This is a genomic window from Xylanimonas protaetiae (assembly GCF_004135385.1).
GTDB lineage: Bacteria > Actinomycetota > Actinomycetes > Actinomycetales > Cellulomonadaceae > Xylanimonas > Xylanimonas protaetiae.
This window is the reverse complement of record NZ_CP035493.1, coordinates 1611314-1624413: the sequence shown is the minus strand read 5'-3', so window position 1 is coordinate 1624413 and position 13100 is coordinate 1611314. Positions and strand designations below refer to the sequence as shown.

Sequence of the window (13100 nt, the reverse complement as noted above, 5' to 3'; positions counted from 1 at the left end):
GGCGCCGCTGACCCTGGCACCAAGGAGGTGATCCCGTGTCCCTGAACTCGTCCCCGCACGGGCTGCGCGTGCTCTCGCTCTACGAAGGCTTCTTCTCGGGCGGCGCGCGGCAGCTGCACTCGACCGTCGTCGCCGGCCTCCATGCCGGCGGCAGGCAGCGGCACGCGGCCCTCTCGATCCACTCCGAGGTCCGCCGGGAGGCCACGCTCCAGCGCATGGCCGACGACCAGCGCTTCCGGCTCCTGCGCTCGGCGGGCGTGCACGTGAGCAGCCTGGGCCGGTCCACCGACGACGGGCTCGACCCGCGCACGTTCTCGCCGCGGGAGCTGCACCACGCCGCGCTCGAGGTCCGCGCCGCGCACGTCGTCATGTCGCTCAAGGAGCAGCCGCTGCGCCTGACGAACGCGCTCGACGTCGACCGTCCGGTCGTCGCGTGCCTGCACCGCTCCGACCCGGAGCACCAGGGCACCGCCCTGGACGACCTGCTGCTCGCCGCCGGCGAGGGCCGGCTGGCCGCGGTCGTGTGCTGCGCGGAGTCGACCCGCGACGCGTACGCCGCCGCGGGTGTCCCCCGGTCGCTGCTGCGCGTCGTGCCCAACGGCATCAACCTCGCCCGGTTCCGGCCCGTCTCCGACGCCCGGCGCCGCGCGCTGCGCGGCGGGTTCGGCCTGCCCGTCGACGCGCACGTCGTCGTCTTCGCCGCCCGCTTCGACACGATGAAGAACCCCGGGCTGTTCGTCGCCGCCGCCCGGCAGTACCTCGAGCGCGACCCCGCCGGGCACGTGGTCATGTGCGGCGCCGGTATGTCCGACGCCAACCCGGACCTCGTCGTCGAGCTCGGCCTCGCGTTCGGCGACCGCCCGGACCTGCTCGCCCGCGTCCACGCCCTCGGCGTGCGCCCGGACATGGAGCTCGTCTACGCGACGGCCGACGTCGTGGCCCTCACGTCGGTGTTCGGCGAGGCGGCGCCCCTGTGCCTCATCGAGGGCGCGATGTGCGGGGCGATCCCCGTGACGACGCCCGTGGGCGACTCGGCGCGCATCGTCGAGGGCATCGGGTTCGTCACCGGCTTCGACGCCGCGGAGATCGCGGCGACGTGGATCGAGGCGACCGCCCGCCGCGGCGAGCTCGCGGGCGCGCTGACCGCCGCCCGCCCGCGGTTCAGCCACGTCCGCATGCTCACCGGGTACGCGACCGTGCTCGAGACGGTGCACCGCGGCGCGGGCGCCCAGCTCGCGCCGGTCTGACGCCGCCGGACGGCCCGACGACGTCAGCGCGGCGCCGGCCCGGTCGAGTCGCGCACGCTCAGCGTGCCCGGCAGCACCGTGACCTCGCGGGCGCCGGGGGCGCCGCCCAGCCGCGCGACGAGCAGGTCGGTCGCGCTGCGCCCCACCTCGCGCAGGTCGGACCCGACACTCGTCAACGGCGGCGACGCGAGCGCCGCCAGGTACGTGTCGTCCCAGCCGACCACCGACAGGTCCTCCGGAACGCGCAGCCCGCGCTCGCGCACGGCCCGCACGAGCCCGACGGCGACGACGTCGTTGAACGTGATCGCAGCGGTGGCCCCCGACTCGGCCACGGCGACGGCGGCCGCGGCCCCGCCCGCGACGGTCGGCGGGTAGTGCCCGAGCGCGACGACGTCGGCGCCCGTGGCGGCCGCCTCGCGCAGCGCGCCGCGGCGCCGGGCGTCGGACCACGAGCTGGCCGGCCCGCCCACGTACGCGATGCGGCGGTGGCCGAGCCCGCGCAGGTGCTCGAGCGCCAGCCGCATGCCGCCGTCCGTGTCGGTGACGACGGCGAGCGGCCCGTCCTGGTTGACCACGACGACGGGCCGCGGCCCGATCACGTCGACGTCGGCGTCGATGGCCCGCGGCGAGGCGAGGATGACGCCGTCGGTCTGGTGGACGAGGTGGCGCAGCAGGTCGACCTCGGCGGCCGGGTCTTCGTCGGAGTCGACCACGAACACGCCCAGCCCGTGCTCCCGGGCGCGCTCGGCGACACCCTTGGCGACGGCGGCGAAGTAGGGGTTCGCGAGGTCGGGGACCAGCAGGCCGAGGGCGCCCTTGCGTCCCGCGCGGAGGCTGGCCGCGGCGCGGTTGGGCTGGTAGCCGAGCTGCTCGGCGATGGCGGCGACGCGGTCGCGCGTGCCGGCCGCGACCATGCCGGGGGCCGACAGGGCGCGCGAGACCGTCGAGATCGAGACCCCCGCCGCGGCCGCGACGTCACGCACCGTGACCACCAGCACCTCCCGTTCGTCGCCCGGCCGTGCCCTGCGCGCCGTGACAGCGGTCCGATCCGCTGCCCACCGGGGCCGCCGTATGTGGCTGCCATTATGCTGCAAACGTTCTCAGACAGCGGCTGACCGCCGCGCCCCCACCCCCGAGGAGCACAACGACGTGAGCACCCCCGCGCCGGTCGCCGACCCCGCCGTCCACCCCGCCTGGCTGCCCGACGCCGCGTTCGCGCCGCTCGGCTCGCGCCGCATCGCCGTCGAGATCCCGGCGCGCGACTGGTCCACCCTCTCCGCGCAGGTCGCCCAGACCGTCCGGGCCGAGGTGGCCGCGGCCGTCGCGACGCACGGCGGCGCCGTCGTCGACGCGTCGGACGCCCCCGACGTCGCCCTCGTCGTCATCGCCCACAACGACCAGGACCCCGAGGCGTTCACGGTCGCGCACGGCGGCGGCGTCACGCGCGTGACGGCGGCGGACCCGCGCGGCCTGCTCTACGGGCTGTTCCACCTGGTGCGCCTGGGCGAGGCCGCCTTCGACGGCTCCGCGATCGGCGAGGACGTCGAGCGGCACGCGCCCGCCACCGCGCTGCGCATGCTCGATCACTGGGACAACATCGCCGTCCACCCGGTCATGGGCCAGGTGGAGCGCGGCTACTCGGGCGGCTCGATCTTCTACCGCGACGGCGTGGTCCGCGAGGACCTCACGCGCGTGGCCCGGTACGCGCGGCTGCTCGCGGCGTCGGGCATCAACCACGTCGCCGTCAACAACGTCAACGTCGGCCCGCTCGAGACGCGCCTGCTGGGCGACCTGCTGCCCGACGTCGTCCGCATCGCCGACGTGTTCCGCCCCTACGGCATCCAGACGCACGTCTCGGTGTCGTGGGCCGCGCCCGGGCGCCTGGGCGGCTTGGAGACGTCGGACCCGTTCGACGCCGGCGTGCAGCAGTGGTGGGCCGACGCCGCCGACCGCGTCTGGGCCGCGATCCCCGACTTCGGCGGGTTCGTCATCAAGGCCGACTCCGAGGGCCAGCCCGGCCCGTTCGTCTACGGCCGCACGCACGCCGACGGCGCGAACATGCTCGCGGCGGCCGTCGCGAAGCACGGCGGCCTGATCCACTGGCGGGCCTTCGTCTACAACCACGAGCAGAACTGGCGCGACCGCAAGACCGACCGCGCCAAGGCCGCGTATCAGCACTTCGCCCCGTACGACGGCACGTTCGCCGAGAACGTGGTCGTGCAGATCAAGCACGGGCCGCTCGACTTCCAGGTGCGCGAGGCGACGTCGCCGGCCATCGCCGCGATGCCGAACACCCGCGTCGCGGCCGAGTTCCAGGTGACCACCGAGTACCTGGGCCACCAGAAGCACGCCGTCTACCTGGGCCGCATGTGGAGCGAGCTGCTGTCGTTCCCCTACTGGGGCGAGGGCTCGGCCACGATGGCGGACATCGCGACGGGCCGCGGCCCGGGAGGTCGCGCGGGCGGCTTCGCCGCCGTCTCCAACGTGGGCGACGACGTCTTCTGGACCGGGCACCCGTTCTCGCAGGCGAACCTCTACGCGTGGGGCCGCCTCACGTGGGACCCGACCGCCGACCCGATCGCGATCCTCGACGAGTGGATCGGCCTGACCTTCCCGGGTCTGTCCGCCGCCGGTCGCCAGGTGGTGCACGCGATCCTCGACGAGTCGTGGGAGACGTACGAGATGTACACGGCCCCGCTCGGCGTGTGCTTCATGGTCTACCCGCACAGCCACTACGGACCCTCACCCGACGGCTACGAGTACACCCCGTGGGGCACGTACCACTTCGCCGACCGCGACGGCATCGGCGTCGACCGCACCGTGGCGACCGGCTCGGGCTACACCGCCCAGTACCCGGCCCCGTGGGCGTCGGTCTACGAGTCGCTCGACACGGTGCCCGACGAGCTCGTGCTCTTCTTCCACCACGTGCCGTACACGCACGTGCTGCGCTCGGGCAAGACCGTGATCCAGCACGTGTACGACACGCACTTCGAGGGCCTGGAGCGCGTCGAGGCCTCGATCGCCGCGTGGGAGGCGGCCGCGGCGGAGTTCCCCGCCGACGTCGCCGGCCGGGTCACGGAGCGGTTCGCCGAGCAGCTCGGCTCGACGACCGACTGGCGCGACATCGTCAACACGTACTTCCTGCGGAAGTCCGGCCTCCCGGACGAGCAGGGCCGCCGGATCTACTGAGATGTAGGTGCCGCACACGACACCGCCGCCCGTCAGCAGCTGCTGGACGGGCGGCGGTGTCGTGTGCGGTGCGAGGACTACTTCTTGGCCGCCTGGTAGGCCGTGTTGTAGTCGTCGACGATCTGCGAGCCGCCGAGGCCGTCGAGCTGGCTGACGAACGCGTCCCAGTCGCTCAGCGGCTTCTCACCGGTGATGAACGAGGCGATGCCCGTCTGCGCGGCGTCGTGGACCTGGGTCTCCAGGAGGGCCAGGGCCTCACGGGTGTCCGCGTCCATCGGGGTCGGCGGGTTCGCCGGACGCAGGTCCGAGCCGTCGATGATGGTCTTGGTCCAGCCACGGATCTCGTCGTTCATGGTCGACTGGACCAGGTCGGCGGTCGAACCGGTGCCGGCCATGAACACGCCGTTGTAGAAGCCGAAGTCGGCCTGGAGCTTCTTGGCGCCGTCCGGGTTCTGGTTGTTGCCGTTGATGTCGGCGTTGAGCACGCGGGCGCCCGAGGCGTCCTTGGTGAAGGTGTTGGCGTCGCCCCACACGGCGAACTCGATGCCCTCGTCGGAGAAGTACAGCCAGTCGACGAACTGCAGCAGCGCCTTGAAGTACGGCTTCTCGGCGACGTCGGCGTTGAGCACGACACCCTGGGCGAGACGCGAGCCGGCGATCACGTTCCCGGCGGGGCCGCCGGGGATGACCATGAGGTGCGTGTTGATCGTCTTGCCGGTGTCAGCGGCCTTCTTGCGGATGTCGTTCGTGATGCCCTGCGTGTTGCAGGAGATCGTGGCCGACTCGCCGTTGAGGAACTTGGCGTTCGCGGTGTCGTCGTCCTGCGTGATCTGCGGGTCGAGCAGGCCGTCGGAGACCAGGCCGGCCAGGTAGGTGACCATGTCCTTGGTGCCGGCCGACGTGGCCGTCAGCTCGAACTTGCCGTCCTTCTTGTTGAACGACGTCGGCGCGTAGCCCCAGCCGCCCACGGTGTTGAAGGTCGGGCCCATGGTCTGCATGAGGGCGCCCAGCGGGCCCCAGTTCGACGAGGTGTTCCAGCGCTCGGACATCGCGAACTTGATGGTCGGGTTGGCGTCCTTGACCTTCTTCAGGTCAGCGGCGAACTCGTCCCACGTCTTCGGGTCCTCCGTGATGCCGGCGGCCTTCCACATGTCGTCGTTCGGGCACACGGTGTACTGGACGTCCGGGACCTCGCGCAGGCCGGGCAGCAGGTAGAACTTGCCGTCGGACTGGCGCAGGGCGTCGAGCTCGCCCGACAGGCCCCACTTCTCGACCTTGTCCGAGAAGTTCGGCATGTACTGGAGGTAGTCGGAGACCGGCAGGAGCGCACCGGAGGCGACGAACTGCGACTCCTGGCCCGGGTACATGACCGAGGTGATGTCCGGGAAGTCGCCGGCGCCGAAGAGCAGCGCGCGCTTGTTGTCCCAGTCGGACAGCGGGATGTCGGTGCGGGTGAACGAGACGTTCTGGTTCGCCTTGAGCGCGGTGAAGAACTCCCAGTCCTCCTTCACCGGGTAGTTCGGGTGGTCGCGGTACATCAGCGAGAAGTCCACGGGCTCGGTGGCCTTGAAGGTCGTGCCGACCTTGAAGTCCTCCATGGCGCCGACGGACTGCTCCGGCTTGATGAGCTCCTCGGCCGAGGGCGACGCGGCGGGCGTGTCGTTCGCCGCGGCGTCGTTGTCCCCGCCGGACGAGCAGGCGGTCAGGGCCAGGGCGAGAGTGGCGACCGTCGCCACCGCAGCCGAGCTCCTGCGGATGTTCTTCATGGTTCTCCTTCGTTGGAACGTCGTTGTCCGACGTGGGCGTCCTCGCCCGGGGAAATGGGTTCCGTCAGCCCTTGACGGAACCGAGCATCACGCCCGAGACGAAGTACTTCTGGACGAACGGGTAGACGCAGACGATCGGCAGGACGGTGAGCAGCATGGTCACCGACTGGATGTTCTGGCCGATCTGCACGGCGTCGTTCGCGTTACCCGCGATGTCCACGGATCCCGTGGCGCCGGCGATGAGGTTTCGCAGGTACATCATCACGGGGAACTTGGTCTTGTCGTCGAGGTAGAGGAAGGCGCCGAACCAGCTGTTCCACGCACCGACGGCATAGAAGAGGGTCATGGTCGCCAGGACGGCCTTCGACAGCGGCATCACGACGCGGAAGAACACGCCGTAGGTGGACAGGCCGTCGAGCGACGCGGCTTCCTCGAGCTCCGTGGGGAAGTTCTCGAAGAACGACTTCATCACCAGCAGGTTGAACACGCTCAGCGCACCGGGCAGGACGATCGCCCAGATGGTGTTGCGCATGTGCAGCCACTGCGTGACCAGGATGTAGTTCGGGATCAGGCCGCCGCCGAAGAACATCGTGAACACGGCGATGCCGACGAAGAACCCGCGGCCGCGCAGGTTCGGGCGGCTGATCGCGTAGGCGAACGTCGTCGTGATCGCCATGGCGATCACGGTGCCGAGCACCGTGTACACGAGCGTGTTGCGGTAGTTCAGCCAGAACATCGGGTCGGTCAGCACGAAGTGGAACGTCGTCGTCGTGAAGCCGCGAGGCCACAGGTTGACGTGCCCGGCGGCGATCTCGCCGTCGGACGAGAACGCCTTGGCGACCAGGTTGACGAACGGGTAGATCGTCACCAGCGAGAGCAGCGTCAGGAAGATCGTGTTGAAGACGCGGAACGCGACCGTGCCCGGCGTGGGCTTGATCTGCGTGAGCGAGGAACGGACATGCGCGATGTCCGGGGCGGTGTCAAAGTCGGTCACCACAGCGAAGATCCCACCAGTCGGCGCGACGTGAAGTTCGCGGAAAGAACGAGGACAAGGCCGATCACTGCCTCGAAGAGGCCGATGGCCGTCGCGTACGAGTACTGGCCGGAGTTGACGCCCACCCGGAAGAGGTACGTGGTGATCACGTCGGCGGTCGAGTAGATGGTGGGGTTCTGCAGGAGGTAGACCTTCTCGAACCCGACGGCCATGAACGAGCCGATGTTGAGGATGAGCAGCACCATGATCGTCGGGCGGATACCCGGGAGCGTGATGTGCCAGGTCTGCTTCCACCGGTTGGCGCCGTCGATCCGGGCGGCCTCGTAGAGCTGGTCGTCGATCGTGGTCAGCGCGGCGAGGTAGAGGATCGTTCCCCAGCCCACCGTCTGCCAGGCCTCGGAGACGATGTAGACCGAGCGGAACCACTCCGGCTTCTGCATGAACGTGATCGGCTCGACGTGGAAGAAGTGCAGGATCTGGTTGATCGTGCCGTCGGCGTTGGTGAGCTGGAACACGATGCCCGCGACGATCACGATCGACAGGAAGTGCGGCAGGTACGTGACCGTCTGCACCGTGCGCTTGAACTTGCGCGAGCGGACCTCGTTGAGGAGGAGCGCGAGGATGATCGGCAGCGGGAACCCGATGAGCAGCCACAGGCCGCCCAGGATCACGGTGTTCCAGAAGACGGTCCAGAACTGGCCGTTCGTCAGGAACATCTCGAAGTAGTGGAAGCCGCTCCACTCCTCGCCGAGGGGGCTGCCGCCCGGCCGGAACTTCCGGAACGCGATGATGTTTCCGAACATCGGCGCGTACCGGAACACCAGCAGGAACAGGATCGGCACCACCACGAAGGTGTACAGCCGCCAGTCCCGGCGCAGGGCGGTGCCCCACGTGTTCGTGTTGCGGAGCTTCTGCTCCACTCGGTGCCCGGGACCTGCGCCGGCGGCAGCGAGGCTCGTCCCCGAGCTCACCCCCGTCGTCGCGAGGTCGACCACCTCGTTCTGATGCGCCACTCTGCACTCCACCTCGGTCACGGCATCGTGAGCCTGGATTTCGAAACTTGCGATCAACGGGTTCGATCGCTTGCGAGGCCAGACGTTAGCCCCGTGGCCGAATCTGCGTCAACGCGTGGCGCCTCCCGGCCCGGTCACGGGCGTATAACGATTTCGAAGGCCCTGATCAGGGCGCGTATCGCTCGAAAGTTCGTCGCTCGGTGTACCGTGTGCCCTCGAAAGTTGCGAACCAAGGAAGACGATGACGTCACTCACGCTGGAACCTCCGCCGGACCGCGGGGCGACCATCGCGCAGATCGCGCAGGAGCTCGGGGTCTCCGTGCCCACGGTGTCGAAGGTGCTCAACGGGCGCTCCGACGTCGCGGCCGAGACGCGCGCCCGCGTCGAGGAAGCACTCGAGCGCCACCACTACCAGCGCCGCAAGGCGGCGCCCCCGCAGGCCGGCACGGGGCTGATCGACCTCGTGTTCCACCGGCTCGGCTCGTCGTGGTCGATGGAGATCATCCGCGGCGTCGAGGACACCGCGGCCGCGGGCCGCCTGAGCGTGATCCTGTCCGAGCTCGGCGGCGTCCACCGCCTCCCCCGGACGTGGCTCGACGCGACGCTGCTGCGACCGCCGCTGGGCGTCCTCACCGTGTCGTCGCGCCTGACGCCCGCGCAGCAGCGCCAGCTCGAACGTCGCGGCATCCCGTTCGTCGTCATCGACACCGACGGCGAGCCGACGCCGGACGTCCACACCGTCGGCTCCGACAACTGGAACGGCGGCCTCATCGCCACCCGGCACCTGCTGGCCCTCGGCCACCGGCGCATCGCCGCCGTGAGCGGCCCGGCCGACATGCTGTGCTCGCGCGCGCGCCTCGACGGTTTCCGGTCCGCGCACGCCGAGGCCGGCGTGGCGATGGACGACGACCTCATCCTGCCCGGCAACTTCTACGTCGAGTCGGGGTACCGCGCCGCCCACGACCTGCTCACGCGCGCCGACCGCCCGACGGCGATCTTCGCGGGCTCGGACATGGCCGCGCTCGGCGTGCTGCGCGCGGCCCACGAGCTGGGCCTCAACGTCCCCCGCGACGTCTCCGTCGTCGGCTACGACGACCTGTCGCTCGCCGCGTGGGCGACGCCGGCCCTCACGACGGTGCGCCAGCCGCTCGCCGAGATGGGCGCGATGGCCACGGGCATGCTCATCGACCTCATCGAGGGGCGGCAGCCCTCGACGCGGCGCATCAACCTCGCGACCGAGCTCGTGGTGCGGGAGTCGACGACGGCGCCCGCCTGACGACCGGCCCGCCGCGGCGAAGGTCAAGGGATGGCACGCGTTGCGCCAAAGGGCGTCGTCGAACGGGTGCCCGAACGTACCGTTCACGTCATGAAGAACCGCACCCTCTCCCGCATCAGCGCCGCTGCTCTTGCGGGGCTGCTCGCGGTCGTCCCGGTGGGCGGGGCGGTCGCGGCGGCCCCCGCAGCCGCCGCCGACGTCGCGGCCGTCGTCGCCGTCGCCGTCGCCGAGACCGAGCCCGTCCCGGGCGAGGTGGACGCCGAGCCCGCCGCCGAGGACACCGGCATCGTGCCCGGCGGTGACGGCGTCGGAGAGGACGTCGAGTCCGAGGACGAGGCCGACTTCGCGGGCAGCCTGCTGCTCGTCGGCATCGTCGCGTTCAGCTCGCTCGTCTCGATCGGCGTCGCGGGCTTCCTGCTCTTCCGCAGGCCGCCGGTCCGCAACCAGGCGACCTGAGCCGCGACCACGCGGCCCCGCCGCGTGGTGGGATGGGGCCATGACCTCCCGCAACCCGAAGTCCGTCCTGTTCGTCGGCGGCAGCGGCATCATCAGCCACGCGAGCGTCGCTCGCGCCGTCGAGCAGGGCCACCGCGTCACGCTGCTCAACCGCGGCAAGTCCTCCCAGCGCCCCCTGCCCGACGACGTCGAGACCCTCGTCGCCGACGCCACCGACCACGACGCCGTGGACGCCGTGCTGGCCGGGCGCGACTTCGACGTCGTCGCCCAGTTCCGCGCGTTCGGCACCGACCACGTGGCCCGCGACGTCGCGCGCTTCACCGGCCGGACCGGCCAGTACGTGTTCATCTCCAGCGCGTCGGCGTACCAGAAGCCCGTCGGACGCCTGCCCATCACGGAGTCGACGCCGCTGGTCAACCCGTTCTGGCAGTACTCGCGCGACAAGATCGCGTGCGAGGACCTGCTGGTCCGCGAGCTGCGCGAGAACGGGTTCCCGGCCACGATCGTGCGCCCGTCGCACACGTACGACCGCACGCTCATCCCCACCCTGGGCGGCTGGACCGACGTCGCCCGCCTGCGCGCGGGCAAGCCCGTCGTCGTGCACGGGGACGGCACCACGCAGTGGACGCTGACGCACACGGAGGACTTCGCGGTCGGCTTCGTCGGCCTGCTCGGCAACCCGCTCGCCGTCGGCGACACCTTCCAGATCACGGGCACGCACGCTCCTACCTGGGACCAGATCTACACGTGGCTGGCGGCCGCGGCCGGCGTCGACGCCCCGGACCTCGTGCACGTCGCGAGCGAGACGATCGACCGCGTGCTGCCCGAGGACGGCCCGGGCCTGCTGGGCGACAAGGCGCACTCCGTGGTGTTCGACTGCTCGAAGGTCACGGCGCTCGTGCCCGAGTTCGGCACGACGATCACGTACGACGAGGCCGCGTTCGAGCAGGTCGCCTGGTACGACGCCCACCCGGAGGCGCAGCGGGTCGACGCGCGGCAGGACGCCGGCTTCGACCGGCTCGTCGCCCACGCCCGCTCGGTCTGAGCGGGGCGCGGTGCACCTCGTCCTGCTCGACCTCGACGGCACCCTCATGGACTCGGCGCCCGGCATCACGGCGTCGGCGGCCCATGCCTACCGCCGGCTCGGCCTGCCGGTGCCGGACGCCGCGGCCCTCCGGTCGTTCGTCGGCCCGCCGATCGGCGACTCGCTGCTCGCGCACGGCGTCCCGGCCGCCCGCGTGCCGGAGGGCATCGCGGCGTACCGCGAGATGTTCCGCGAGACGGGCATGTGGGACAACGCCGTGTTCGACGGGATCCCCGCCCAGCTGGAGCGGCTCCGCGCGGCGGGCTGCACGCTCGCCGTCGCGACGTCGAAGCCCGAGGTGTTCGCGGTGCCGATCGCGGAGCGGTTCGGCCTGGCCCCGCTGGTCGACGCCGTCTTCGGCGCCCCGCTCGACGAGAGCGGCTCGAAGGCGCAGGTGATCGGCACGGCGCTCGCGGCGCTCGGCTGGTCGGGCGGCCCGGCACTCATGGTCGGCGACCGCGTGTACGACGTCGTCGGCGCGCGCGAGCACGGCATCCGCACGCTCGGGGTCTCGTGGGGCTACCCGACGGGCGACGAGCTCGCGCAGGCGGGCGCGGTGCGGGTCATCGACCACGTCGCGGACCTCGCCGAGACCGCCCTCGAGCTGCTGGGCCGCTAGGACGGACGCCGGGGCGGCAGGCCCCTCGGGAGGGACCTGCCGCCCCGGGCGCGCGTCACTTGAGGTTCGGCTCGACCTGGGTCGTGTAGATCTGCTCGAGCTTGCCCTTGAGGTCCGTCATCGCGTCCTTGACGGGCACCTGCTGGGTGGCGATCGACTGGATCGCGCTGTTCATGGCCTGGTCGCCACCGGGCAGGAACACGCGGGCCCAGTCCTGCGAGCGCGTCGCGTCCGCCTGGTCGATGGCGACGCCGATGACCGGCTTCGCCGCGCGCAGCGCGGTCGTGTCGGCCGACTTGTCCACGGGGATGTAGCCCGTGGCGCCCGAGAACTTCACGGTGTTCTCCGGGTTCGTCAGGAACGCGATGAACTCGGCGGCCGCGAGCTGGTTCGCGGCCGGGATGCCCTTCGGGATCGCGACGCCGGTGCCGCCCGTGGGGCTGACGCCGTCGGACGCGGCGGGGCCGCCGGGCAGCGGCGCGGCACCGAGCTCGAACGGGTTGCCCGCGGAGTCGAGCGTCTTCTGGATGCCCGCGAAGGAGCCCGACGACGCGATCGTGGCCGACGTACCACCCGCGGCGAGGTCCGCGCCCGCGTCCTTGGCGGCCTGCGCGGCCCACTTGTCCGTGTAGATCGAGTCCTGGAGGAACTGCAGCGCCTCGACCGACTTCGCGGAGTCCGCGGTGACGTCGAACGAGTCCTTCGCCGACCAGGAGCCGCCCCAGCCCCACAGGAGGTCCTGGGCGATCCAGCCCGCGTAGCCGGCGATGTCCGGCCACTCGAAGGCTGGCTTGCCCCCGTTGACGGCGGCCAGCTTCGGGGCCCACTCGGCGAACTCCTGCCAGGTGGCCGGGCCGCGGTCGGGCAGGCCGGCGGCCGCCCACTGCGCCTTGTTGTAGTAGAAGAGCGGCGTCGAGCGGGCGAACGGCACGGCCCACTGCTCGCCGTCGTACTGGTAGTCGCCGTAGAAGACCGGCAGGTAGTCGTCGGTGTCGGCCTTGGCGGCCTCGAGCGCGTTGCCGAGCGGGATGATCTGGTCGTTCAGGTAGTAGCGGTACCACCAGACGTCCGAGAGCGTGAGCACGTCGGGCAGGCCGCCGCCGGCCTGCGCGGCCTGGAACTTCTGGGCGACGTCCTCGTAGCTCGCGGCCGGGACGAGCTCGACCTCGATGCCGGTCTTCGCGGTGAACGCGTCGATGATCTCCTGGGTGACGTCGCCCGACCCGCCGGGGTTGGATGACCAGAAGGTGATCTTCTTGGCCGGCGTCACGCCGGTGAAGTCCGGGCCGCCGGTCGCGGCGGAGGGGCTGGTCGACGCGTCGTCGGAGGCGGCGCCCACGCTGGGGCCCGAGCAGGCGGCGAGCGCGAGCGAGGCCACCGTGACCGCGGCCGCGGCCGCGACGGCGGAGAAGCGGGTTCGCTTCATGGGGATTCTCTTTCCCTTCGGATGGGTGGT

11 protein-coding genes are annotated in these 13100 nt (G+C 71.3%); 6 read left to right on the top strand and 5 right to left on the bottom strand.

Annotated elements, in window-relative coordinates:
* The first annotated feature begins 35 nt into the window (after positions 1-35).
* Positions 36-1247, top strand: a complete 1212-nt coding sequence (locus ET471_RS07335) for a glycosyltransferase (protein WP_207207350.1) — start codon at positions 36-38, stop codon at positions 1245-1247.
* A 23-nt stretch (positions 1248-1270) separates the two neighbouring features.
* Here ET471_RS07335 and ET471_RS07330 read toward each other — a convergent pair whose 3' ends face one another.
* Positions 1271-2245, bottom strand: a complete 975-nt coding sequence (locus ET471_RS07330; RefSeq protein ID WP_242496466.1) for a LacI family DNA-binding transcriptional regulator — start codon at positions 2243-2245, stop codon at positions 1271-1273.
* A gap of 151 nt (positions 2246-2396) precedes the next feature.
* On the opposite strand from ET471_RS07330, the gene ET471_RS07325 reads away from it, so the two are divergent.
* Positions 2397-4436 (top strand): alpha-glucuronidase, encoded by a 2040-nt coding sequence (locus tag ET471_RS07325; RefSeq protein WP_242496465.1) that lies wholly within the window; start codon positions 2397-2399, stop codon positions 4434-4436.
* 77 nt (positions 4437-4513) lie between these two features.
* Here ET471_RS07325 and ET471_RS07320 read toward each other — a convergent pair whose 3' ends face one another.
* The 3 genes from ET471_RS07320 to ET471_RS07310 form a co-directional block, all read right to left on the bottom strand.
* Positions 4514-6202: an ABC transporter substrate-binding protein gene (locus tag ET471_RS07320; protein WP_129187303.1), complete on the bottom strand. Its 1689-nt coding sequence runs from the start codon at positions 6200-6202 to the stop codon at positions 4514-4516.
* A 64-nt stretch (positions 6203-6266) separates the two neighbouring features.
* The gene (locus tag ET471_RS07315; protein WP_425356575.1) at positions 6267-7199 is read right to left on the bottom strand and encodes a carbohydrate ABC transporter permease; all 933 of its coding nucleotides are present in this window, start codon (positions 7197-7199) and stop codon (positions 6267-6269) included.
* A complete protein-coding gene (locus ET471_RS07310) occupies positions 7193-8209 on the bottom strand; it encodes an ABC transporter permease (protein ID WP_425356574.1) in 1017 nt (338 codons plus the stop codon). The genes ET471_RS07315 and ET471_RS07310 overlap by 7 nt, the downstream gene beginning before the upstream one ends.
* 241 nt (positions 8210-8450) lie before the next feature.
* Here ET471_RS07310 and ET471_RS07305 point away from each other — a divergent pair, with 241 nt between their 5' ends.
* The 4 genes from ET471_RS07305 (at position 8451) to ET471_RS07290 (ending at position 11644) form a co-directional block, all read left to right on the top strand.
* Positions 8451-9485 (top strand): LacI family DNA-binding transcriptional regulator, encoded by a 1035-nt coding sequence (locus tag ET471_RS07305; protein ID WP_129187299.1) that lies wholly within the window; start codon positions 8451-8453, stop codon positions 9483-9485.
* 90 nt (positions 9486-9575) lie between these two features.
* Positions 9576-9941: a hypothetical protein gene (locus tag ET471_RS07300; RefSeq protein ID WP_129187297.1), complete on the top strand. Its 366-nt coding sequence runs from the start codon at positions 9576-9578 to the stop codon at positions 9939-9941.
* A gap of 40 nt (positions 9942-9981) precedes the next feature.
* Positions 9982-10986: an NAD-dependent epimerase/dehydratase family protein gene (locus ET471_RS07295; protein WP_129187295.1), complete on the top strand. Its 1005-nt coding sequence runs from the start codon at positions 9982-9984 to the stop codon at positions 10984-10986.
* Positions 10987-10996: 10 nt separating this feature from the next.
* A complete protein-coding gene (locus ET471_RS07290; RefSeq protein WP_129187293.1) occupies positions 10997-11644 on the top strand; it encodes an HAD hydrolase-like protein in 648 nt (215 codons plus the stop codon).
* A gap of 55 nt (positions 11645-11699) precedes the next feature.
* On the opposite strand, the gene ET471_RS07285 is transcribed toward ET471_RS07290, so the two are convergent.
* On the bottom strand, positions 11700-13070 hold the full coding sequence (locus tag ET471_RS07285; protein WP_129187291.1) for an ABC transporter substrate-binding protein: 1371 nt from the start codon (positions 13068-13070) through the stop codon (positions 11700-11702).
* Positions 13071-13100 lie beyond the last annotated feature (30 nt).